The 24,088-nt window shown below is 53.8% G+C and carries 22 protein-coding genes; 9 read left to right on the forward strand and 13 right to left on the reverse strand.

Annotated features, from left to right (window positions below; genetic code table 11):
• Positions 1-11: 11 nt before the first annotated feature.
• Positions 12-1,193, forward strand: coding sequence for a pyridoxal-phosphate-dependent aminotransferase family protein (locus EYC87_RS08105; RefSeq protein ID WP_279252428.1), 1,182 nt, complete (start codon positions 12-14; stop codon positions 1,191-1,193).
• On the opposite strand, the gene EYC87_RS08110 is transcribed toward EYC87_RS08105, so the two are convergent.
• A complete protein-coding gene (locus tag EYC87_RS08110) occupies positions 1,180-2,181 on the reverse strand; it encodes a metal-dependent hydrolase (protein WP_279252429.1) in 1,002 nt (333 codons plus the stop codon). The two genes, EYC87_RS08105 and EYC87_RS08110, sit on opposite strands and share 14 nt — an antisense overlap.
• Before the next feature lie 149 nt (positions 2,182-2,330).
• On the opposite strand from EYC87_RS08110, the gene EYC87_RS08115 reads away from it, so the two are divergent.
• Entirely contained in the window at positions 2,331-2,975 is a 645-nt protein-coding gene (locus EYC87_RS08115) for a YiaD family glycine zipper/OmpA-like lipoprotein (RefSeq protein WP_279252430.1), read from the forward strand.
• Between the two features lie 8 nt (positions 2,976-2,983).
• Here the strand turns inward: EYC87_RS08115 and EYC87_RS08120 are convergent, their stop codons facing one another.
• The 3 genes from EYC87_RS08120 to EYC87_RS08130 are packed head-to-tail and all read right to left on the reverse strand — an operon-like array spanning position 2,984 to position 9,023.
• On the reverse strand, positions 2,984-6,652 hold the full coding sequence (locus EYC87_RS08120) for a translocation/assembly module TamB domain-containing protein (RefSeq protein WP_279252431.1): 3,669 nt from the start codon (positions 6,650-6,652) through the stop codon (positions 2,984-2,986).
• Positions 6,649-8,406 (reverse strand): autotransporter assembly complex protein TamA, encoded by a 1,758-nt coding sequence (locus tag EYC87_RS08125; RefSeq protein WP_279252432.1) that lies wholly within the window; start codon positions 8,404-8,406, stop codon positions 6,649-6,651. Before EYC87_RS08125 ends, EYC87_RS08120 begins: the two co-directional genes overlap by 4 nt.
• Complete coding sequence (locus EYC87_RS08130) at positions 8,403-9,023, reverse strand: class I SAM-dependent methyltransferase (protein ID WP_007230621.1); 621 nt, start codon at positions 9,021-9,023, stop codon at positions 8,403-8,405. The genes EYC87_RS08125 and EYC87_RS08130 overlap by 4 nt, the downstream gene beginning before the upstream one ends.
• A 101-nt stretch (positions 9,024-9,124) precedes the next feature.
• On the opposite strand from EYC87_RS08130, the gene pap reads away from it, so the two are divergent.
• Positions 9,125-10,585: a polyphosphate:AMP phosphotransferase gene (gene pap / locus EYC87_RS08135; protein WP_279252433.1), complete on the forward strand. Its 1,461-nt coding sequence runs from the start codon at positions 9,125-9,127 to the stop codon at positions 10,583-10,585.
• Between the two features lie 19 nt (positions 10,586-10,604).
• Here the strand turns inward: pap and EYC87_RS08140 are convergent, their stop codons facing one another.
• On the reverse strand, positions 10,605-11,345 hold the full coding sequence (locus EYC87_RS08140; protein ID WP_007230653.1) for a lysophospholipid acyltransferase family protein: 741 nt from the start codon (positions 11,343-11,345) through the stop codon (positions 10,605-10,607).
• Positions 11,346-11,477: 132 nt separating this feature from the next.
• Between EYC87_RS08140 and EYC87_RS08145 the strand changes: the two genes are divergently transcribed.
• The 3 genes from EYC87_RS08145 to EYC87_RS08155 all read left to right on the forward strand — a co-directional run bounded on the left by EYC87_RS08145 (position 11,478) and on the right by EYC87_RS08155 (position 13,783).
• Positions 11,478-12,434, forward strand: a complete 957-nt coding sequence (locus EYC87_RS08145) for an MBL fold metallo-hydrolase (protein WP_007230631.1) — start codon at positions 11,478-11,480, stop codon at positions 12,432-12,434.
• Positions 12,427-13,377: a M61 family metallopeptidase gene (locus EYC87_RS08150; RefSeq protein ID WP_279252434.1), complete on the forward strand. Its 951-nt coding sequence runs from the start codon at positions 12,427-12,429 to the stop codon at positions 13,375-13,377. Before EYC87_RS08145 ends, EYC87_RS08150 begins: the two co-directional genes overlap by 8 nt.
• 67 nt (positions 13,378-13,444) lie before the next feature.
• Positions 13,445-13,783, forward strand: a complete 339-nt coding sequence (locus tag EYC87_RS08155; protein WP_279252435.1) for a hypothetical protein — start codon at positions 13,445-13,447, stop codon at positions 13,781-13,783.
• A 48-nt stretch (positions 13,784-13,831) separates the two neighbouring features.
• Here the strand turns inward: EYC87_RS08155 and EYC87_RS08160 are convergent, their stop codons facing one another.
• Entirely contained in the window at positions 13,832-14,398 is a 567-nt protein-coding gene (locus EYC87_RS08160) for a hypothetical protein (RefSeq protein WP_279252436.1), read from the reverse strand.
• Positions 14,399-14,410: 12 nt separating this feature from the next.
• A complete protein-coding gene (locus EYC87_RS08165; RefSeq protein WP_279252437.1) occupies positions 14,411-15,097 on the reverse strand; it encodes a class D sortase in 687 nt (228 codons plus the stop codon).
• Positions 15,098-15,323: 226 nt separating this feature from the next.
• On the opposite strand from EYC87_RS08165, the gene EYC87_RS08170 reads away from it, so the two are divergent.
• Entirely contained in the window at positions 15,324-16,475 is a 1,152-nt protein-coding gene (locus tag EYC87_RS08170; RefSeq protein WP_279252438.1) for an epoxide hydrolase family protein, read from the forward strand.
• A gap of 9 nt (positions 16,476-16,484) precedes the next feature.
• Here EYC87_RS08170 and EYC87_RS08175 read toward each other — a convergent pair whose 3' ends face one another.
• The 5 genes from EYC87_RS08175 to EYC87_RS08195 all read right to left on the reverse strand — a co-directional run bounded on the left by EYC87_RS08175 (position 16,485) and on the right by EYC87_RS08195 (position 22,301).
• The gene (locus EYC87_RS08175) at positions 16,485-17,774 is read right to left on the reverse strand and encodes a hypothetical protein (protein WP_279252439.1); all 1,290 of its coding nucleotides are present in this window, start codon (positions 17,772-17,774) and stop codon (positions 16,485-16,487) included.
• A gap of 153 nt (positions 17,775-17,927) precedes the next feature.
• On the reverse strand, positions 17,928-19,637 hold the full coding sequence (locus tag EYC87_RS08180; RefSeq protein WP_279252440.1) for an amidohydrolase: 1,710 nt from the start codon (positions 19,635-19,637) through the stop codon (positions 17,928-17,930).
• Positions 19,638-19,665: 28 nt separating this feature from the next.
• Complete coding sequence (locus tag EYC87_RS08185; protein WP_279252441.1) at positions 19,666-20,793, reverse strand: acyl-CoA dehydrogenase family protein; 1,128 nt, start codon at positions 20,791-20,793, stop codon at positions 19,666-19,668.
• Positions 20,794-20,806: 13 nt separating this feature from the next.
• Positions 20,807-22,042 (reverse strand): acyl-CoA dehydrogenase family protein, encoded by a 1,236-nt coding sequence (locus tag EYC87_RS08190; RefSeq protein ID WP_279252442.1) that lies wholly within the window; start codon positions 22,040-22,042, stop codon positions 20,807-20,809.
• Positions 22,043-22,076: 34 nt separating this feature from the next.
• Complete coding sequence (locus EYC87_RS08195) at positions 22,077-22,301, reverse strand: SlyX family protein (RefSeq protein WP_279252443.1); 225 nt, start codon at positions 22,299-22,301, stop codon at positions 22,077-22,079.
• A 74-nt stretch (positions 22,302-22,375) separates the two neighbouring features.
• On the opposite strand from EYC87_RS08195, the gene EYC87_RS08200 reads away from it, so the two are divergent.
• Positions 22,376-22,741 (forward strand): translation initiation factor Sui1, encoded by a 366-nt coding sequence (locus EYC87_RS08200; protein ID WP_279252444.1) that lies wholly within the window; start codon positions 22,376-22,378, stop codon positions 22,739-22,741.
• Between the two features lie 320 nt (positions 22,742-23,061).
• The gene (locus tag EYC87_RS08205) at positions 23,062-23,457 is read left to right on the forward strand and encodes a hypothetical protein (protein WP_050756575.1); all 396 of its coding nucleotides are present in this window, start codon (positions 23,062-23,064) and stop codon (positions 23,455-23,457) included.
• 23 nt (positions 23,458-23,480) lie between these two features.
• Here EYC87_RS08205 and EYC87_RS08210 read toward each other — a convergent pair whose 3' ends face one another.
• A complete protein-coding gene (locus EYC87_RS08210) occupies positions 23,481-24,086 on the reverse strand; it encodes a TIGR04282 family arsenosugar biosynthesis glycosyltransferase (protein ID WP_279252445.1) in 606 nt (201 codons plus the stop codon).
• Positions 24,087-24,088: the final 2 nt, after the last annotated feature.

The raw sequence follows: 24,088 nt of genomic DNA on the forward strand, positions 1-24,088 counted from the left end.
TTATTACGCTCATGACAACAAGCTTCTTCCCCCCCCAGCGCACCTTGATGGGACCCGGCCCCTCGGACGTATCACCTCGAGTTTTGGGCGCCCTTTCTCGCCCCACAATCGGTCACCTGGACCCTTTGTTTGTCCAGCTGATGGATGAAATCAAAGGTCTGCTGCAGTACGCATTCCAAACCAATAACGAATTGACCCTGCCCATTTCTGCCCCCGGTTCGGCCGGCATGGAGGCATGCTTCGTAAACCTGGTCAGCCCTGGCGACACCGTGATCGTCTGTCAAAATGGTGTGTTCGGCGGCCGTATGAAGGAGAACGTGGAGCGCTGCGGCGCTCGCGCTGTCATGGTAGAAGACGCCTGGGGCGAGCCCGTGAGCCTGGACAAGGTCGCCGCTGCATTCGCCGATCACCCCGAGGCGAACACTTTAGCTTTTGTCCACGCCGAAACCTCCACTGGTGTTCGTTCCGACGCCGAAGCCTTGTGCGCCCTTGCCCGCGACAACAATGCCCTTTCCATCGTCGACACCGTGACATCGCTGGCGGGCATCGAGCTGAAGGTTGACGATTGGGGAGCTGACGCCGTCTATTCAGGCACCCAGAAGTGCCTCTCGTGCATCCCGGGTATATCGCCAGTGACCTTTAGTCAGCGCGCGGTCGAGCGTATTCAATCCCGTGAGCAGAAAGTGCAAAGTTGGTTCCTGGATATGCAGCTTGTCATGGGTTACTGGGGAGGCAGCGCCAAACGCGCCTATCATCACACCGCTCCGGTCAATGACCTTTACGCTCTGCATGAATCCTTAGTAATGCTGCAAGAAGAGGGTCTGGAGAATGCTTTCGTCAGACATCAGCGCAATCATCATGCCCTGGTAGCGGGACTGGAAGCGATGGGTCTGTCCATGGCCGTCGCCGCAGAACACCGTTTGCCGCAGCTCAACGCCGTCAATATCCCCGACGGAGTCGACGACGCTAATGTTCGCAGCGCCCTGCTCAATGACTTCAACCTGGAAATTGGCGCCGGGCTCGGCGGATTGGCAGGTAAAACCTGGCGTATTGGCCTGATGGGCTTTGCCAGCAGCGAACACAACGTGCTCGGTTGCCTGACCGCTCTGGAAGCGGTGCTTACACGCGAAGGCGCCAGTATCAACGCAAGCGCTGCCTTACCGGCTGCTCAGGCGCACTTCAGCGGCCAGTAATCATCTCCCACAGTACCGACGCCCTGTCTGCACTGGCTTCCCGGTGAGTGCGATACAGGGCATGGTCCAGCCGTCCTGCTTCAGGCGTTAACTCAATGCTCCAAAGCGGGCTTATTTCATTGGGCAGCAATGAGTAGCGGATGTCCATTATACGGCCACTGTAAATGGGGTCCCTTGCGATATAACCATTACTAAACCAGCGAAAGCGCTCAATGTCCCTGGCCTGCTGTGAATCAGGGTCAAGCCAGGGCAGATCCCGATCAACCACAAGTTTCTCTACCGAAGATCCGGAAAAAACCTTGGGCCAGAGTGACGCCCGAACAGCATCTACGTAATACCGATCATCCGTCTCATAAACTGTTTTCCACACCAGGATGTTGGCAAAGCTGGGTTTTGCTTCCAGGCGCAGAGGTTGATGCCCGCGTTCAGCCGCAAGAGCCTTCCCCATGTCGATAGCTGCATCGCGCTGCAGCAGACCCAGCCCCATATAGCAGAGCGCCCAAGCCAGACCCATCCGCGCCAATAAGGGCTTGCGTAAACTTGCTGCGAGCACCACTGCCAGCAGTAACGGGAGGGTAAACAACGGATCTATGATGGAAATTGTGTTCCAGGCAAAACGTTCATCACTAAACGGCCATAACAGCATGGTTCCGTAGGTCGTGCAGGCGTCTAGCAGTGCGTGGGACGCATAACCCAGAGTACAGAATAACCAACTCTGCCCCAGGCTGAGCCCGCGGCGCTTGCCAATAATCAGGTGCAGCACCAGGGCACAAATCGCACCGCCTATCGGTATGAATATCAAGGAGTGGGTGAACTGCCGGTGATACTCAAGAAACAGTAAGGGGTCGTTACTAGAGCGAATAAACACATCAAGATCGGCTGCCATGCCCGCCAGAAAGCCAAGCAGCCCAGCACTGCCGGTAAGGCGCGCATTGCTCGCAGATTGGGGTAAGACTGCCCCCAGCGTGCCTTGAGTTAAAGGATCCATCTATCAACTTCCACAAAAAAACTCACACAAACTTACAGAAATAGCTTCCCCTGTACCACCAGTCTCAAAGTATTATTTTTCACATTATTTTACAGAACGGCTGCCTCGGATGGTTGTCGAAAAGCATAGACCAAAAGGAGATCCATTATATGCATTTAATAAAACCACTGGGCGCAGCAGCGGCAGCGCTGGTACTCACCGCATGTACGACCAATCCCTATACCGGCGAGCAGCAGGCCAGTAAAGCAGCTACCTACGGCGCCGGCGCAGCCGCTGTCTGCGGATTAGTTGGCGCGATTGACTCTGGCAAGCACGCTCGCAACGCGGCTCTGGGCTGCGGCATTGTAGGCGCGGGTGTGGGCGCCTACATGGATGTACAGGAGGCCAAGCTCAAAGAAGAATTACAGGGCACCGGTGTTCAGGTAGTGCGGGAAGGCGACAATATCCGCCTGATAATGCCTGGCAACATCACCTTTGAAACAGACTCCTACAACCTGCGCAGCAGCTTTTATTCCGTCCTTAACTCTGTTGGCCAGGTGTTATCAAAATATGCGGACACTACCCTGCGAGTCAGCGGCCACACCGACAACACCGGAAGCCGCCAGTACAACCAAACGCTGTCTGAGCGTCGCGCCGGCAGCGTCGCCGACTATCTGGCCACTCGCGAAGTCGATCGTGATCGTATGTTGGTACAGGGAATGGGCTTCGACCAGCCGATTGCCGATAATGGCAGTGCTGCCGGCAGGGCCCAGAACCGTCGCGTGGAGCTTTATATTCTTCCCAACCAGAGATGAGGTAACTCTCAGTCGATATCAAAGGAGTAATAAAGGTCCACTGAGCTTTCCAGCCGACTGACAACCTCCAACCAAAGACGACTCTGTAAATAAAGTCGCGCGGTGAGTTCGTTAATCGGCTCATAAATGCCACGACCATAGGCGAGGTATAGGCGATTACCGATGTAGCCACTGACCGTGGCGGCGGTATCGTCTTCCCCGCCACTGGCACCAAACGACACATCGCTAAGGAGCGGCAGGCGATTCAGCTCGGCGACAATGCCGCTGCGATTCACTACATCAGCGCCGACAGAAAGCGCCAGCGCGGTACCGTCAGCATCCGCCCCTGAATCCAGCCCTCTGCCTCGCACCAGGTAAGACATGGTCTCACCCTGGGGCATGAGAGGATTGGAGTAAACTTCAAGCACCGGCTCGTCTAGACGCCCCTGCAGGCGCGCACCAACCGTGACGTCATCTGCCCTGATCTCCCGTTCGGCCATGATATCCAGCTCCGGGTTGTCCGATGGGCCGGTAAAGGCAATTCTGCCGCGCCGAACCTGCAGCCGCTGGCGATAAGCCTCAAGTTCGCCAGCGATCACATTCAGGCTACCAAAAACCTGGGGCTCTTCTCCCGGAACCTGCGTCACGTGGAGTTCGCCGCCCAGAGTTGCCCTGACCCCTTCTCCTTCAACTCGAAAGCTATCGCGAATGCGCAGCCAGATATCGACGCTGACAGCGAATGGTGATTCGTTTTCAATTACATTGCCCAGCGTGTCTACGATAACCACTTCTCTGGACAGACCTACGCTGCCAACAGGCAGCTCCTTGTGACGCAAAACACCCTCGTGGACACGCACTTCCCCACGCACATCCAGTAACCCCTGGGTAAGCACCACGGTCAACTCTTCCGAAACCAGGATTTCGGAAGACGGCGGCACAAGGATTTGATGGTGATCGCCACTCACTGCCAGCTCGACGCGCAGCTGCGGATGGGCGAGTACTTGCCCCTTTAATTCGACTTTTCCTCCTCCGAGCAACCCAGAACCAGAAATCACAGCGCTCTGACCATTCAACGTCAGATCCAGGGCCAGTGCCTTCAATTGGGTAGGGTTGCTGACCAGTCCTACCTCAGCTTGCTCGAGGCGCAAACGACCCTGCGCATTGGGTTCTACGGGACTTCCTGCCAGTGACAGTTGGCCAGTCAGCGAGCCAGCGAGCTGGGATATCTCGGGTAACCACGGAACAAGCGTCGCCAATTGCAGCTCAGTAAAGATCAGATCTCCGCTCAGGGGGCCCTGACTGCTGGTCGGGAGCATCACTGCGACACTCAAGACCTGCCTGCCCTCTCGTAACACTCTTGCGTCAAGCGCCAATCCGGCACCCTGACGCTGCAATTCCAAATCGATTGCCTGCCAGGTCACATCAACTCGTTCGCCCTTTCCATAACGACGAGTCGTGCGAAGCTCCCGAGCTTTCAATACACCCTCGAAGCTGAAGCTGGCGTCGGGTTCCCAAGCAATATCGACGGTCGATGAAAGATCGCCTTGAAGCTGCATACCGTTAGGCAACAGTCCGTTGAAGGCTTTGATATCGCCTTGCAGACTAAGCTGCAGCGCGCCGCTGGCGCCCATTTCAGCGTCTTCACTGCACACATCAAATTCGCTGTGGCGCCAACAATGTGCATCCACATTAAAGATACCCGTCTCCGCCCAGGCCAGAGCAACAGGCTCATTTAATCGCCAGGGCCCGGAACCCGTTTGCAATATTGCGGGCTGCAACTCGCCTTGCCACTCCCCTTCTTTCCATTGGCCCGCGACTATTAACTGACCTGCGATATCCCCATGGGTGGCCAAGCGCACCCGGTGACTGGCTAGCGTGCCTTTGAGTTCGGCTGATAAATCACTAAAACGGTAAGACTGGCTTTCAATCTGCGATGAGCGAATATCAGCTGAAATTTTATCCAGGGCTCCGTTGTAGTCCAGTGACAATTCTGCTGCGTCCATCACCACCTCGCCAAGCTTGAAATCCCTTGCTTCTCCAGACAATTGAATTCGCTCGCGATCAAAGCCGCCGGTGCCGCGCAACGATATCCGCCCGCGAGCACCAGTCACCCAGCGCCCCAAATCGTCTACCTTCAGGTTTAAATAGGCATCTCGCGCATCATTTTGCAGAGCGCTGATATCCAACAGTGCTCCATTGAGTTCTATGCGCGTCTTTCCGGGTAACAGTCGAAGCCGCGAATCCAGCCCGGCAGAGCCCTGCGCGCTTGCCGCAAGACCGTTCACCTCTCCCGTGATATTCATCTCCTGCCAACTGACACTCCAGCCAGAGTTGCTCCCGCTTACCAACAGCGCCAGCTCACCGTCCAAACGGCCCAACGCCTCGTTTGCTGGCGACGGCAGGTTGAAGCCTTCGCTTTCAACCCTTGTTTGCACCGACCATGTCTCAGCTATCTCTGCTACGCCGCTGGCAGTCAGCATACTGTCGGTGGATTCATCCCTAAGCGTAAGGGATTCGATAAGTAACCGGGGCGAGGCCCAACGACCCTTTGCCAAAAGAGCGAGCGACTGATAGCCCAGTCCCTCGAGCTGAGCTGAAAGCTCGATAGCCTGAGTATCCAAAGTGCCCTGCACCTGCATTTGCGCCGGACCAAGAATTTGCGCCGACGCTAGCGCTCCCTCCAGCGCCAGCATTTCGCCCAAGGTTGAACCCTCAGGCCAATTCAGTTGAGCATCACCTTTGTGCGGCAACCCATTGCTCAGCAGATCTGCGTTCATCGACAACTTAAAGTCGGGTAAGCCTTCGGAATTCGCCACAATCAATAACTCGCCTAAGTTGCCACGCAAAGACATATCCAGCGTGCGGCCCGCGACTATGACGGATTCTATTTGCTGCGGAATCGCCCACTCGCCCCTCAGGTTAATGGGCCAGGCGTCGTCAAACGTCAAAGTGCCACGCGTGGCAAATCGCCCTAAATCCGCTCCTGCAACCGCCAACTCATTGAGGGTAAGGTCATAGCCTTGCCACCGTCCGCTCAAAGCCACGTTATCAAGAGACTGCTCAATATCACCGATCTCTAATCGTGGTCGCATAAGGTTCAACTGCGACACAGACACATCCAGAGGGATAAAAATTTTGCTGGGATCGAAACCCGTGTATTTGGAGTCATCCCTTTCGCTCGCGTCTACCTGCAGCACAGGCGCAGAAATATCCACCGACGCAATGACTAGCTCAGATGCAGACAGCTTGAGCTCCGCGTTCATCAATGCTTGTCGCCAGCTACCGCCAGGCCAGTCAATAGCGGCAGAGCCCAGCACCAGCTTGTCTATCTGCACAGTAAAAGGGGCCTGGAAAAACACCGGGTGCGCAGAAGCCTGTTCGCTGTCACTCGCCGAGATATCCAGCGTCAAAGACTCAACTTCAAGTGAGTTCAAACAGAAAGTACTAATCCAAAAGCAGTCCAGGTCAAGCTGCGTCTTGACTCGGTCCAGTTGCAACTCCACTCCATCGACCTCAATCTGCAATAGATCCAGATCAAGGTCTCCAAACAGGCTGCCCCCTGCATACTCAACGCGCAACAAACCGCTATCGTTCACCCACGCTATGAGCAACCGCGTACCTGTCGCCGAGAACGGCAGCGCAATCACCATGGTCAGTGCCAACAGCAACACCGCCGCTATCCACGCGAGCGCCTTCAAAACTCAGCACCAATTGCCAGGTGAATACGCCAGGAGGGATCATCATCAGTCACCGGATTAGCAATATTCAGGCGGATGGCACCAACCTGGGTGACGTAATGGACCCCGAAACCAGCACCGACATTCCCCTCAAAATCACCTTCGTCGAAAGCGTCGCCGGCATCGACAAAAACTGCGCCCCGCCAGTTCTGCGTAAAGCTGTATTGATACTCAGCACTGCCCGTCAAAAGACGGTCGCCGCCAACAATCAAACTGACCGGATTTCCAGTGGCGTTCTCGACAGTGACCTCGTTGCCGATTGATTGATAGCCATAGCCACGAATACTCTGGGCGCCACCGGCAAAGAAATTGAGCGAAGGCGCTAGTTGGCCACGATCTGCATCTTCAACAAAAGCCGCACCAAGATTAGAACGTAATACAAAACGATGTTTCTCTCCCAGGCTATGAATCAAGCCAAAATTTGCAGTCAACCTGACTAAATCAATGTCGGAGCCCACATTGGCTCCGCCTGCTTCCGCACGATACCAATGACTAAATCCGCTCGCGGGATTGACCAGCGAACCGCCGTGAAGTCGCTGGGACAGAGAAATGCCCGGCAACAAATAATCATTTTGACGATCAATGCCTTCAGAGTTCCATGCCTCATCCAGCCCCCGAAGCGAATAACTATAAATCCAGTCGCTCTTGCGCATCTCTCGACGGATTCCAAGTTCCCTCTGGCGACTATCCAGGTCACCAAATTCGTTATCTTCGAGCCTCGCGGTGAACTGCACTGCATCATCCAGAGGATGAGACACGGGTATGCTATAAGTAAATCGCCCGCTGGGGTTAACGTCGGAATATTGAATGCGTGTTTCCTGTTGGTGACCATAGGCATTTAGTTTGGGCGTACGCCAGGTAAAAGAAAGTCGTTCACGCGTGTCTGTACTAAAGCCCGCGCCGAGGTCAAAACTGTGTTGCTTGGCGGGAAAGAGATTCAGTTCCAAAGGCACCTGACCATCGTCTACCATGTCAACTATGGGTCGCAGAATGACAGTGGAAAAGTAGCCGGTGCGCTGCAGCTGAATCTGAGTGTCGCGCAATTTTTTCTGATCGAAAGGCTCGCCTTGCTCAATTAGCAGTAAGGGAGACAACAGCGATTCGTGAATAATATCCTGATCGTAGCTAATCGCGCCAAAATTGAACCGTTTGCCACTGTCGTAGAGCAAAGACACGTCAGCGACACCGCCCACAGGCTCTACTTCGACGCGAGCTTGGGAAAACGCGCCTTCAAAATAGCCTCGCCTACGGGCTAGTGACGTCAGACTGCGACGAAAGCGGTCATAGACACCATGATTGAGGACATCACCGCCCTGCAGTGGCGACGTTTCAAGTAACTCTGCAAATGCGGGGTCATTAACTGCGTCACCCAGCAACCGAACATTCACCTGCCTCAGCAGAACGGGCTCCCCGGGCTGTACGCTGATGACTAGAGACCAAGGTTCTTTGCTGCGAGTAAGTTCAAGTTCCACGCGAGCGCGGTAGTACCCTAGAGCTTGCAGGCTTTTTTCTACTTTTCGCTGTGCCGAATACAGATAATTAGCGCGAGCCTGGGAAGTTTCCGGAGAAACACCAAGCCAGGCGAGCGCATTATCGCGGGACTCGCCTTCCAGTCCGTTTAATTGAACATCGAGCAACTGCGCCGCTGCAAAAGGCGACAGGGCGAGCGAGGCAAGCAACAGCGCTGATTGAAATTGACGCGCCTGTTTAATCAAACTGCCCTTGCACCACCCCAATAATTATAGCCGGCGATTTTTGGCGTACCGGGCAGATATTGCGACTCCAGCGCCTCTATTGAGAAGCCACCCTGTGCTAACAAGCCAGGAATATCACGATTCAAATGGCAGCCGCCGGCAAGTTTGCCCCATAGGGCGTTCACCCTGTTTTGCCATTTAACGACCGAGGCGTCCGGCGCGATGCCATGTTCACAAAAAATCAGCTCTCCATCGGGCTTCAGCACCCTGGCCATACCCGCGAGTGCCGCTACCGGGTCCGGAATCGTACAGAGCGAGTAAGTCACCAGCACGGTATCCACTGAATCATCATCCAGTGGAATTTGTTCCCCGGGTAAACCAATGAACTCGATATCGAAATCAAGATGAGCGGCCCGCTCTCCGGCCAGTTCCCAAGATTCTTCTGAAGGATCCAGACCAATTACTTTTTGTACCTTCGCTGAATCGTAGTACGGCAGGTTCAGACCAGTACCGATGCCTATTTCCAGCACAGTACCCCTAGCCCGCGGCACCACTTTTTCACGCTGTTTCATCATTGGCTTGGCGCTGCAAGCGCAATTAATAAAACGAGGAAGAATATGTTTTTCGTATAAGCTCATATAATGATTTCCTTTCGTTCCGTCTATTATAGTCAGATCAACTTCGCAAAAATACGCTAAAATAGCACTATCTGCTGCCAACGATGGATTGCTATTTTTTAATGTTCGACACGATTGAAGTGCACGCTCCAATGAACAAGTCCAGTTTCGAGAAACGCGCCCGGGCACTGCGTCAGCAACTGTTACAAAGTCAGTTTTCCCTTCAAGGCTCGAGGCACCCGGTGATCATTGTGCTCGCTGGCCTGGACGGTTCAGGCAAAGGGGTATTGGTACACCGATTGAATGAGTGGATGGATCCCAGCGGCATAGATACCAACACTTATTGGGAGCATTCCGACGAAGAAGAGAGCAGACCCTACTTCTGGCGGTACTGGCAGAAGTTGCCGCCCAGGGGTCGGATAGGAATATTTCTTGGGTCCTGGTACACGCAGGCGACTCAAAAACGACTGCTAAGCAATATTGTCGACGCGGAGTTCGAGCACACTTGCCGCAAGATACGTAATTTTGAGCGCCACCTTAGCGATGACGGCGCGGTGGTCATAAAAATTTGGCTGCACGTATCTGAGGCTACCCAACAACGTCAACTTGAGGAAAAGGCCCCCCGCAAACAGCAAATTCCTCGTGTCACCGAGCACCCCTATGAACTGCAAGGCAAGTACAACCAAACCCTCGCAATCTATGAAGAGCTTATTGAAAAAACCCAAACCGAGCAGTGCCCCTGGCATATTGTTAATGGTGAGGATCGCTATCATCGAGAAATCAACGCGGGTGAAATCATTCGTGACGCCATCAACAGCCGCTTGAACAACATAGCCCAGTTGACACAGGTGCCTGGGCTACCAGAGCCACATGATTTTTTGGCCAGCATCAACCTGGACGAAAGCCTGCAAAAGGATGAGTACAAGCGAGAGTTACGTAAATATCAGAGCCGGCTGCAAGACCTGGCCTGGATAGCTTACAACCAGAAAAAGTCGCTGGTGGCAGTGTTTGAAGGCTGGGATGGCGCAGGCAAGGGGTCGGCAATACGCAGGGTCACAGGCGCAATAGATCCCCGCCTTTACAAACTGGTACAAATTGCGGCGCCTAGTGATGAAGAACACGCCCGCCAATATTCCTGGCGCTTCTGGCGGCAACTTCAACGGGATGGCCGGGCTACCTTGTTCGATCGTTCCTGGTACGGTCGAGTCATGGTCGAGCGTGTGGAGCAATTTGCGAAAGAAGAAGAGTGGAAACGAGCCTATGGCGAAATCAACGATTTTGAACAGGAGCTCTCAGAACACGGTTCCGTCGTCGTCAAATTCTGGATTCATATCAGCAAGGAGGAACAGTTAGCGCGATTTAAAGACCGCGAGGAAGAGGCACACAAGCGCCATAAGATCACTGACGAGGACTGGCGTAATCGGGAAAAATGGCCAGCCTACGAAAAAGCGGTTAACCAGATGATCGAGCAAACTGATACCGAAGAAGCGCCTTGGGTGCTGGTGGCAGGGAACAACAAGTACTATGCTCGCATCAGGATTCTCAAAGCCCTTTGTAAGTCTCTGGAAAAAGCCCTTTCCTGAGCCGGCTTACACCCCCTCGCTATTGATAAGCCTCAGCATCGAGGCGCCGCATCTCCGCCTCAATCCAGCGTTCGATCTCTTCCATTAGCTCGCCCGGCTCCCTGCCATCGGCATACACAGGCTGACCAATAGAGACATCGATAATTCCTGGAATAAAGGAAAAAGACCGGCGCGGCCAGCAACGTGCAGAGGTGACGGCGATCGGAATGACGCAGGCTCCGGTAGCCACTGCCAGTCGCGATGCTCCCACCTTGTATGCACCTTTGGTTCCGCGTTCAGTGCGTGTTCCCTCAGGGAACATAATGATCCACTTCCCCTGATCCATTAATTCAAGCCCTTGCTCCGCCACCTTGGCCCAGGCTTCAGAGCGCTTGCTACGATCTATATGGACCATATTCAGGCAACCCATGCACCAGCCGAATACGGGTATGCGCAACAGTTCTTTCTTGAATACGTATGACAGCGGATGAGACGTCATGCTGGGAAAAAAGAAGGTTTCCCAGGTAGATTGGTGCTTGGGGCAAAGGATCACCCTGCGCATGTCGTCGGCTGCGGGAAGATTTTCTTCTCCATGCAACCGATATTGAACACCGCCCACCAATCGTGCGGCTCCGATAACCCCTTTGAGCCAAGGCACTGCAAACCACCACCACAGCTTCTTATCGTCGAGAAACAATGAGCTCAGCACCAATGCCAGGCCCACTGGAATCACGGTAAGCACGATCCAGGTAAAAACCAGCAGCGAGCGTATGGCGTTCATTTAACATTCCCGAATTCACAGCTGTGCATTAAACCAGAGCTGGAGGTGGCTGAAAACAACACTTTCACCCTCCCGTCTCCTTGCTCATCGCGTTACCATGTGTGGAGAACACGATAAACACGGGGAATGCGCATGGCAGAGGGGCTGAACAACTTGGGCAACGGTGCCTGGGCCTGGCTGGCTCACAGCAACAGCTGGGGCTGGAGTAATGCTGGACTTATTGCCGATGGCGAGGAGTCCTTACTGGTAGACACGCTCTACGACCTTCGGCTAACCAGCGAAATGCTCAAGCGCATGCGCGCCGCGGAGCCGCTGGCGAATAATATCGACACCCTGGTCAATACCCACGCTAATGGCGATCATTGTCATGGTAATGAGTTAGTGAGCGGTGCCCAGATTATTGCCTCCACAGCCTCGGCCGCCGAGATGGCGGAATTACCGCCAGAGGCTATGGCTGCCATCGTTGAGGCAGCGGCGGACATGGGCGCTGTTGGTCAGTATTTTCTCGCCTGTTTCGGCCAATTTCGCTTCGATGATATATGCCATACACCACCGAATCGCACGTTTGAGGGCGAGCTTGCCCTGCAAGTTGGCGACAAACCGGTGCAGCTCATAGAAGTTGGCCCGGCACACACTCGCGGCGATGTGCTGGTGTATTCCCCCAGGGACCGCACAGTCTTCACTGGCGATATTCTATTCATAGAAGGCACCCCTGTTATGTGGCAAGGGCCAGTGGCTAACTGGATCAAGGCCTGTCAGCTCATCGAAGCAATGGATGTGGAGCATATCGTACCCGGGCACGGTCCATTGACCGACAAGGCCGGCGTTAGCAAAGTTCGCCACTACCTTGAGTATGTGCGCGATGAGGCGCGACAACGCTATGATTCGGGCATGGGCGCTTTTGAGGCTGCGCGCGACATCGAATTAAGCGAATACTCGTCCTGGTCGGACCCGGAGCGTATTGCGGTCAATGTCGACAGCTTGTACCGAGAGTTTTCGGGCGAGCAGACAATGACTGACATCTTCGAGTTGTTTGCGCGCATGGCCTCTTTGGCCGGCTTTGAAGAGCCTACCCAGCCCAGTGATTAGGTCACTCACACTGATAGCGGCACTGGTGCTGACACCGGCTTTTAGTTGGACGACACCTGCTGCCAACGCTACGGTGCTTTTTGATGAGGGCAAGCGCGCACTGGAAGTCGATATCAGCGAACTCTTTCCTGAACAGAGCCGCGTTCAAATTAGCCGATGGATCGAGCACCTTGCTCACAGTCTCACACTTGTCTATGGGCATTGGCCGCGTGAACGTTGGGCCATCGATGTCGAGCCGGTCTCCGGCAGCATTGACGACCCCATACCCTGGGCACAGGTTCATCGCGAGAAAATCGACAGAGTTGCATTTTACGTTCTGTCCAGCGTCAGCGCTGACACTCTCAAGCATGAATGGACGGGGTATCACGAGGTTGCCCACTTGCTATTACCCTACCGGGGCTGGGGTGACACCTGGTTCAGCGAAGGACTGGCAAGCTACTATCAAAACCTGTTGCAGGCCCGAGTTGGCGTGCTCAGCGAAGAGCAAATGTGGCAAAAGCTATACGATGGATTTGCCCGCGGTAAAGCGGATGACCGGTTTGATGGTCAAACTCTATTGTTAGTCAATCAGCAAATGCGAGAAAAAGGTGGTTATATGCGCGTTTACTGGTCCGGCGCCTGGTATTTTTTTGCTGCCGATATCAGCCTACGGGCACAGAGCAATGGAGCATACAGCCTGGACAATGCACTCAAGCAGCTCAACAGTTGCTGTGCTGCACAGTCCCTATCCGTCGCCGAAATTATCGCTCACCTTGACGCTAGTACGGATCAGAAAATGTTTAGCGAGCTCTACCAGAGGGTTTATCAGTCGCGCAAAATGCCCCCTTACGCGTCCCTATTCGCGCAGTTGGGTATCGAAATAAAAAATGGACAAGTGTCACTGGTAGCCGATGGCGCAAACGCCAGGCGGCGACGTGAGTTCCTAAGCTCTACCGCCCTGTAATCTGGACACACGCCGGGTATAATGCAAGATTAACGGTCATGCTGCAGCAACAAACGCAAAGGGAACAGTGAAAAAGCCGGCATCAAAAGCAGAGATCAGAGCCCAACTGGAACGAGAAACCAAGCGCTTTCTCAATGGCGGAGGCACTGTGGAGGACATCCCGCGCGGAATCAGCGGTAAAGAAGCGGGAGAACCCCCCGTTTTTCTTAATCAGGCATTGTTCGTCGAACCCAAAGCAACGCGTACGTTGGTTCCCGAAGTTGTCGCGGCCATAGAGGCTCGTCGGCAGGAGCGGTTCAAAAGCAAGCCGACTCGCATGCGCAGTAGACTGCCGCGTCCTCGCCGAAAGATTATTTATGATGACTTTGGAGAACCCTTAAGAAAGGTCTGGGTAGAAGAGGAGTAGTAAAGAAAAGGGGCCCTTAGGCCCCTTCTGTTTTTTTCAGTTCAAGCTTCAGGAGAAGCGACGACGAATACCGCTAAGCATTCCGCCCAGTGCCAGGAAGGCACCGCCGACCGCACCGATCAGGAACAGTGGTGAGGCAGTAGTAGGCATTGCTACCACTTCTTCCTCGATCACTACCAAATCACCTTCATCAGGACCATCTGCATCGGTCACGGCAAGCGCGAAACGATCTTCAGGCAGATAGACGTTCAACTGCTGACCACGCATCAGGTCGCTGGCACGGTAGCTACGGCCACCGATTTCAGCGCGCCATGCACTGTCAAGCTGAACAGAACGACTGTCACCCATAGTGCCGTCTGTGTGCAGCGAACGGAATGTCATGCGATTGCCGCGTACGCGAACAACTTCAATGGACGCCTTCGCGAACATTTTGCCATCCTTCTCATAAACCGACTGACACATTGCTGCGATATCGGGATTCAGCGCCAGAACTTCTGCAGACCAGTTCAGGTCTGCACAGGTTACTGCGCTAGCTGTTGCTTCGTCCTGAGCCATCAGCGAACCCGCTGATACTGACAGGGCCATACCTACTGCGATTGCTATCTTCTTATTCATGTCAAATCCTCCTTAATTGTGTCTGACATAGGTTGTGTCGAGTGACGCTGTGACGATGAATCGCTGAGGCGCATGCCCGACAAAGTAAAACGGGTAACAAGTGACCAGGGTAACAGTCTGATCTCGGGTATCTTTGAGCAACGTGGTGTCGGCTTTATCGACTATCGTCGTCGCATCAATTTTAAATCTCTTTTCTCCTTCCAGCGTTTGCAGCGTGATGGTGTCGCCCACCTGCACGTCTTTAAGCACCCTGAAGTAACCGTCCCTGTGGCCTGAAATGCCAATATTGCCGCCCTCATGGGGATACGCCATTCCATCGATAACGCCGGCAGCACGATCCATCACTTGGTCGGAAGCAGTCTGGTAAATAGGGACTTCTAATTCAACCGAGGGCACTTCCAACACTCCCATAATCGGCGGTAGTTCGACGCCAAGGCTACTTTGGTAGTCAACAACGCGACCCGGGGCCCACAAGCTCATATCCGGCTGTGCTGGTTCTTTAAAAGAGGGTTGGTCCAGAGGGTCTTGCGTCGCGACGCTAGCAAGCATCGCCTGATCTTCAAAAGCACTGATCGCCCCTTGCCTTTCCACCTCGCCCTGAGCAAGCTGAATAGCAAAGAAGCCGGTTAAAATTAACCCAGTGCTGTAACTGAGTACTTCTACCGTGCGGATAGCTAATGAACGCATCTTTACCGACATATAGCGCTGTGGTTTCTCCTTAAACCTTGACTGGCAATGTTCTCGTGGATCACGAGTTCATCCAGCGTGTCTTTGTTTAATATCTTAGTAGGTTATAGTAATAATGCTAGTTTAGACCATTATTGTCGAATTGTTGCAAACTTATGTAGGAAAACACGACATTTTCACTCGTGTTCCTCACTTGGTTAGTAGCTTCACTCACTCCATGATTCTTAGGGATATCACCATGACCGAAAGCATCCGCCCTTTCCAGATTGCCATTGAAGATACAGCACTTGAGGATCTGCACAAACGCATCAGCAGCACCCGATGGCCAGATTCAGAGACCTGCAAAGGGTGGGACCAAGGCATGCCCCTGGAATACTCCCGTGAGCTCGCACAGTATTGGGTCAAAGACTACGACTGGCGACGTTGTGAAACAATGCTGAACAACTGGCCAAACTATATGGCAAGCATAGACGGCCAGGACATTCATTTTATACATCGCACCAGCACGCACGCTAATGCCCTTCCGTTAATTATTTCCCACGGCTGGCCAGGGTCGGTGATCGAGTTTCATAAAATCATTGACGCCTTGGCACAGCCGGAGCAATACGGCGGAGACCCGGCTGACGCATTTCACGTGGTAGCGCCGTCACTCCCCGGCTTTGGTTTTTCCAGCAAGCCAACGACTACCGGAACCAAGGTTGAAAAAATCGGAGCGATGTGGGGCAAGCTCATGGCTGAACTTGGATACGCTTCCTACGTAGCCCAGGGCGGCGACTGGGGCTCCATGGTGACCCAAAGTATGGGGCAGACTGAAACAAAGCACTGCGCCGGCATTCATATCAATATGCCCATCGTCGCTCCCGACCCCGAAACCATGAACGACCTGACTCCACTTGAGCAGTCTGCGCTTGAAGGAATGGCTTTTTATAATGAACACGATTCAGGCTATTCCAAACAACAATCAACCCGCCCTCAAACGATTAGCTATGGCCTTGCAGATTCGCCCGTTGGGCAGATGGCCTGGATAGTTGAAAAGTTTTATGCGTGGACAGATTGCGAAAAAAATGGCGTAAAGCACCCTGAAAACGTTTTGAGTAAAGACGAGCTGCTCGACAACGTTATGCTCTACTGGCTGAACAATTGCGCTGGCAGTTCCGCACGGCTTTATTGGGAAAGCTTTAATCAACCCAACCTCGCGCCCATTGACATGCCTGTGGGCTGCTCTATCTTCCCCTGTGAAATCTTCCGCTCCAGCCGTCGCTGGGCAGAAAAGCGCTTTAGCAATATTGTGCACTGGAATGAGCTGGAAAAAGGCGGGCATTTTGCTGCTTTCGAGCAACCTCAAATATTCATCAAAGAAGTGAGTGACTGTTTCCGCAAGCTGCGATGAAGGTCGTGCTCAACTGTCCTGAAAATCGCTAGTGTTAAGACTGCTGGAAAAAGGTCGAGTAGCGGGCATCTCTGGCTCTTCGAGCGTGTCAGTCGACTCAGGTGGCACTGTCCCCACAACTGAAGATCCAATCCCCGTAAATTCCGGAGGCTCAACAGGCAAGGCATAATCGGAATCATCGACACAATCGACTTCATATTCATTACCAGCCGTTTGTAATACTGGTGGCATGGTCTGCGAAACAGCAGACGCATCAGCCTTGTCTTTTGCGATTGGAGCGAATGGCTCGCCAATGTTAGGCGGTCCGCCGCTACTGCCAATAAACTCGAGATTCTGCGGAGCCACGTCCATCACATTGGCCACCGAGGCGGGCATGGCCGTAACAGCACCGGAGTAGTCTCCTTTCAAGGCCTTGGGCGACAGTTGCCTGGCTTGCATCGCCAAGGTGTCTCCTACCTGAATTCCTTTAGCCGAATATTTTGCATCGCTGGCGCTCTCAACCGATTGCACCTCCGTTTGCTCAGGCACCTGAGCAGAAGCCGAAGCGACCAACGGCAGTGGAACCATTTGTTCTTGCTCTTCTCCGGCACCCTTTATTGGCTCTTCACCGCGTAGTGCTCGCTGTTTCAAAACCTCGTTTGCACATTCCGACCATCGACCGAACTGGGCAGATTCAGCGGGATCGGGCATGCGGTGCTTGCGAAAGTCTCGCATTGTCTGCATAAAGCGCTGTTTAACAGCCCGATAATGATAAACATGGTCTTCGGTATGCAGTGGCACCAGGTCGGAGCCACCTCTAATTATCAGCATCTGAGGCGGCAGCTGCCCCTGCAGGCTGTGCAGCAAGTCGGCCAGGAAACACAGCCTGAATGCGGAATTGAGCGTGGTCTTGGCCTGGGTATCGCAAGGGATATAGAGATAATTTCCCAGTTCGGAAAATCCGCTGGTGCGCATCAGCAGGTTGGCAGAGCCCGACAGAGGCCCCAGCGCCAGTTGACCGTTAACAATATAATCCACGCCCTTGCGCATAGCTTGAAGCGTGGCAGCGCGTCGATCCACTTCCGCTGCATCCCAGTCGACCAGCCTGACGTTCTTATCCTCTGCCCGCAGAGTATCGGCCAATTCATCCTGCCGCTGCATGTAATTACTGGGGGGGACGCTATGACTATCGGGTAAAATACCGTGATCGGGGTTTTCGAGAGTGAGACGCTCCATCCAGCAAGCAAAAGGAGACTCCCTGAATAGGACGAAGTCTTCGGAGGTGTAAGTGAGGGCATTGTCTAAACTATAGCGGTACATAGATTGCTGTTTGGGACCCTTTTTTGGTTGCAAACAGCTCAAGTTGTCAGAGTACTCAGGCCGTTTGCATAGTTATATAGCAATGCCCTCCCAGAGGCAACGACGGCGACTGAAAAGCCGCCTGCGCTAACCTAAAGAGGGATGAAAACAGGGCTACTGCCTACGATAAATTGTGGCGCCGCCTATGAGCGTTCGCTCCACTTTCAGGTCTCGCATAGACATGGGGTTGGCCAGCGGGCTCGCTGAAAGTATGATCATATCGGCCAACTTTCCCGCTTCCAGCGAGCCAACACGATCTTCCTGAAACACCTGCCATGCTGCGTCAATAGTCACTGCCCGCAGAGCAGACATCACATCAATGCGCTGATCTTCTCCTATCACATCGCCACCATAACTAAGCCTGTACACCTGACTCCACACGGCCTGCAGCGGAAGCATTGGGGTAACCGGCGTATCCATATGGGAGCTAAACCGAAGCTTGTATTGCTGGGCCCAACGCGCAGGACTCATGGCCGCGGCACGCTCTGGCCCCATAAAGATATCCCGATGCCGGTCACCCCAATAATAGGTGTGTGCAGAAAAGAAGCTCGGCGTCACCCCCAGACCCTTCATCCTCGCAATCTGGTCCTCACGGGCCATCTGCGAGTGAATTAGAATCATGCGAGCGTCGTCTCTCGGATGAGCCTGCTGAGCCGCTTCAAAGGCATCGAGTATGTCTTCAATAGACTCGTCACCATTGCCATGGATGGCCAACTGGTAGCCCAGACCGTGCAATCGCTGCACCCGGTCAAACAAGACTTCTCTAGAAATAGAGGGATAACCACGGTAGGACTCATCCCCCTTGAAGGGCATGTGATAGGGATGACTCAAATAGCCGGTGTACCCCTGAATACTGCCATCGGCAACCAATTTAACCGCGGGCATCCTGACCCTGTCTGAGTGGTACTTCTGCGGGTCGAACTCGCCAGCATCGATCAACTCTGCAAATTCGGTGTCAAAAGCGAAAAGCACCAGCCGCTGAGGGATAACGCCCAGCTTACTGAACAGCGATAAGCCGTCGGAAAGCATCACCGAGGTTCCACCAGACTGGGCGGTAGTGACGCCCACCTGGGCGTAATCGCGTACCGCTGTTTTTATCATTTGGTAAACAGCAAGCGCGCCCGTGTCCTGCATGGCATCTACGACCCCGAGGCGCGCGTTCTCTTCCAGTAATCCATTAGGTTCCCGGCTCCCTTCCCGACGCGCAATAACACCACCGACCGGATTTTCTGTTTCTGCCGAAATGCCGACCAGCTCTAATGCCATGCTGTTGACTACTACCATGTGTCCGGAAACATGCATTGCCACAACCGGGTGCTCAGTAGACACCTCATCGAGTTCAGCTCGGGTAGGATGGCGCTGCTCTGCCAGCAGCGTGTCGTCATAACCAAAACCAGACACCCACTTGCCGGGCTCTATCGATGCCGCCCGCTCCTTGAGTGCTGCAAGCACCTCTTCCATGCTTTGCTTGTTACCCACCGGAGGACTGGTCAAGTCTGCCGCAATCACGCTCATTCCTGATCCCGGAAAATGCCCATGGGCGTCAATGAAACCGGGCATCAAGGTGCGTCCACGCAAATCAACAACCTCTGTCTGGTTACTCACCAGCGCCATGATTTCATCAGTACTACCCACAGCCTCAATCCGTTCGCCGCGAACCGATACCGCCTCCACAATCCGACTGCTTGCGTCCATGGTGAGCACATCACCATTAATAAACACCTGATGATCGGGCGGCGCAGGCAGCCGGGTGGCCATCTTTGCAAGAATGGCAACACCAACAATGAGGACGCCCAGCACCAGGGCCGTTGTTTTCCAGTTCATCCGTTCTTTCCTTTTACGCTAATAGCACTCAAGCAACCGCATCGATAACAATTTCCGCCAGGCGGGCGCGATGCCAAGGACCATCTCCCCAAAGCATTTGACTGTGCCGCTGTCGTTTGAAAAACAAATGCACATAACACTCCCAGGTAAAACCAATACCACCATGGCACTGCACCGCCCGACTACCTGAATAGTCAGCCATGTCGGAGGCCGATGCCTGAGCCATGTGAGCGTATTGCCGCGCCATTTCAGGCTCACAGTCAACCGCGCAGGCCGCGTTGTAAACCAGGGACTTGGCCTGATCAATCATGACCATTACGTCCACCAGCGGGTGCTTCACCGCTTGGAAGAAACCCAGGGGCTTGTCGAATTGCTGACGGGCATTAACGTAGTCGACAGTGGTCTGCAGCAGCCACTCTCCCGCGCCGACCATGTCTGCCGCATAGAGCGTCCACAGGGCAGGCAATGCCTGCTCAAGTGCCGCAGAAGCATCGGCAGAGACCTGCTGTGCCTGCGCATTATTAAAATGTATGTGGGCCTGGTCTCGGGTTAAATCGACAATACTATCTTGTGTGCGCTCCACGCCGGCAGCATCAGATCCCAGCCAGTGCAGGGACAATCCCGAATCTGAACGCGCACAAACCAGAAGGTGGCTGACCTTACCCGCATCCTGCACAAAATAACCGGTCCCATCGAGATTGCCCGAGCTCACGCCAATAGGGGTAGCTTTTGGCTCCAGGGAACCATTTTCATCAGCAAACACCAGAGTGGCCGTTGCTCCCTCGGCGATATCGATAAGCGCAGGTTCGCCCTCGCTACCGCAGGCACTGAGGATGTAACTGGCTGCCAGAGTTGATAACAGCGGACAGGGGAACGCCGCGCGCCCTAACTCCTCTACCAGACCCGCAACGCCTACCAGCGGCATTCCAACACCGCCCTGAGCTTCGGGCACGGCCAAAAGCGACCAACCAAGATCAACCATTTGCTGCCATATGTCTTCGTCCCATTGCACCTGCGGTGCGCGGTCTGGTGAAGGATCACCCGCCACCATGTTATGCAACACGTCTGCAGTGAACTTTTCATTAAAAAATTTACGCGCTGACTCTTTCAACAGCGCTGCCTCTTCGGTAAATCCGAAATCATCAGGTTGTGACATCTTTTTTGTTCCCCTACTTGGACTTGGCCATGCCGAGCACGCGCTCGCCAAGAATATTTTTTTGCACCTCGCTGGTACCCGCTGCAATCGTAAAACCAAACGAGTTCATGTAAGCCATTGGCCACTGCCCGCCATCGGGCGCCGCATCATCGGCAAGATACAATGACGCTGCTGCACCTTCGACCTCCGTGGCAATGCCCGCCGTGTCCTGGGCAATTTCACTCATTAGGAGCTTGTTTTGCAGCGGTAATCGCATCGGATGATCCTGCAATGCTGTCACCCGAGTACGCCGTTGGCTTGCCGCCATCCCCGTCTCCCTGACAAGTTGCTGCATCATTCGATCACGCAGCAATGGGTCATCAGCTGCCGTTGAGCCGCTGCGAATGGTGCGTTTGGCCAAACTTATCAGCGAAGATGCGTTGTTCACGTGACTGGACTTATTTTTCATACCGCCGGAGCGCGGTGTCACCAGATCCCCTGCCCCACGTTCATGCAGCAGGGTAGTCATGGCCACCTGCCAACCTTTGCCAAGCTCATCCAGGCGATACCCGTCATCGACTTCCAGATCTTCAAAAATGACTTCATTAAACCCTGTCTCGCCTGTCATTTTGATTAGCGGCCGGACGGTCACGCCTTTGCCCAATGCTGAACGAATGGGCACCACAAAATAAGACAAACCGTCGTGCTTCACCGATTTATCCGTACGCAATAGCAGAATCATCCAATCGGCAAAGTGAGCGAGAGAGGTCCACACCTTGTGTCCGTTAATTACCCACTTATCGCCTTTGCGCTCAGCAAAGGTCTGTACGCTGGCCAGGTCAGACCCCGCACCGGGCTCGCTAAAACCTTGACACCAGATATCTTCACCAGAAAACAATCGCGGCAACAACTGCTGCTTGACCGCTTCCTGGCCGTGATAAAAAACCGTAGGGGCCGCCATTCCCAAACCGATCACATTGGGCATATAAGGCGTGCGCGCCGCGAGCATTTCCTCATTGGCGATACGCTGACAATCGTTCTTGCCGCCGCCACCCATCTCTACTGGGTAATCGCAGCCAACCAGACCGGCATCGTAAGCCGCTTTCTGCCAAGCCTGTAGATAACTAAGCTGACCCTCAGTCATTATTTCTAATGGTGTCAGCGGCAACCTCACTATTGGATTGGCCGGACGGTTGTCCTCTAACCAGGCGCGAGCGCTCTGCCTGAACTCCGCCTGTTCTGGCGTGTCCATCTGTCCTACTTCTGCCATTGATACTCTCCTGTTGATTCAAATCGTTATTCACTTAGTAGTGAGGTGGCTTCTCATCCACCACCGGCCCAGCCTGATCCACCTGGGCAATGGTTTCGTCCTGACGCTGTTTCAACAGTTCCAACTGCTCACGCAAGACCAATATTTCCTTTTGCTGGGCTGTGACTGCGTTGTTCAGCACGCCGACGGTGTCTTCCTGAAACGCAACCTGGGTTTGCAACTCGACCATTTGCTGCACTAGCTCTTCTATTTCAGACATCGACTGCGTCACCTGTTGCCATAATCAAGCGGGCTAATATACTGCCCCGCACCGCACATTGACACGGCAGACCTATGAGCAGAGCAAAAAAATCACCGCAACGGCTTGTTTATTCAACCGATGGCGGAAGGTTGTGCCCCCAATGCCACCGATCGGTCACTGAATGTGTGTGCGCAAATGACAGACCCGCCTCCATTGGCGATGGCGTGGTTCGACTGCACCGGGAGACGAAGGGCCGAGGCGGCAAAGCAGTGACAGTCGTGAAGGGTATACCCCTGGCGGGCGCCGAATTAAAGGCACTGGCCAAAGCTTTGAAACAGAAATGCGGTGTCGGCGGCGCTCTAAAAGATGAAAACATCGAAATTCAGGGCGATCAGCGCGAAATGATAAAAGCAGAGCTCGAAAAACGTGGTTTTCAGGTCAAAATTGCCGGAGGATGAACAATTTAATGGACAATAGGAACATTTAGCGCACTTTTACCACCAATTTCATCGATGATTTATCGCCAGAATCGATCAGTATTGCCTCAATTGAACTCTAATTTGTCCAAGTTACGCACTCTTCCCGAAATATTTATTAATTACGTCACGCAAGGCGTTATTTTTATTGGATTTTATTTTTTCTTGTGTTAAAAAGTACCCTGTGAGCACGGAACTGCGGAGAAACGGGATACTTCTCGCAACAATAACCGGGCCACACAATAACCATAAGTGAAACGGCAGTATCTGATGGAATTGGCTTCCTTGCGAGGTAGTGGTTTATGTACGTAACCGCGGAACACCTGAGAGACCAGGTCATTAGGCCTACTCTCAAATATTTAGGAAAATGGACGCCGGCGAGCGAGTCTTTCTTGCTCAACGCCGCAGTAGATGCCCCCGACCTGGGACTCTTCTCCGCACGCAACGATGGCCTCGGGCTATTCCACATCACGACATCTCAACATCGAGATTTGTGGGATCGCTATTTAGCTTTCAATCCAGACATGGCGAGTCGTGTCAGGGGATTGGCAAGCCAACGGGCCTTCCTGAGCGATCCAGACGGTGAGTTGCAGACCAACCTGAGCTATTGCACTGCAATTGCCTGGTTGCTCTACCAACGCGCTGGCCTGGCAACGGAAACGTCCGCAATAGAAACCGGAGAAATGGCACTGGCTTGACTCGAAGGCTCCGGCCCTCGCGTTTACGTCCTGTTTGCCACGATTGCCCGCCAAATGGGCAGGTCTTCTGGCCTATCGATATCCCGCAACACCTCCAGGTGCTGCCATTGTGCTGATGTCAGCGCGAAACCTTCCAGTGTTTTTGCATAGACGGTAGCGGAACCCCACTCAACTCCCTCAAACCAATGTTTGTCCAGCTTACGAACGCCGATCAAAACATAACCGCCGTCTTGCGCGGGCCCCAGCACTACTTCTGAATCATCGAGCGCGGCAATAGCGCCCAGCAGATAGTCCCTGTCAATTTGCGGGCTATCACTACCCACAAGAATAACCTTGGAGAAACGCTCAAGCCCCTCGGCCAGTGCATTGTACATACGCTCGCCAAGGTCTTGCCCCACCTGTCGCGTCAACGCTTTTACTCCCAGTTCCTCGCACTGTCGAAACAAAGGCGAGGCCATGTTGCCCGCCACCGATAGCTCCACGCGACCCAGGTTAGCGCCAGTGAGGACCTGACTGGTCCAATAAACCAGCTCACTGTGTAAGTCGCAGGCCTGCTCTGGGCTCAATTCAGGCAACATTCGGGTCTTCACCAAGCCCGGCAGGGGTTCGCGGGCAAACTGAATAAACAAAA

This window comes from Candidatus Seongchinamella marina (assembly GCF_026262685.1).
Lineage (GTDB): Bacteria > Pseudomonadota > Gammaproteobacteria > Pseudomonadales > Halieaceae > Halioglobus > Halioglobus marinus.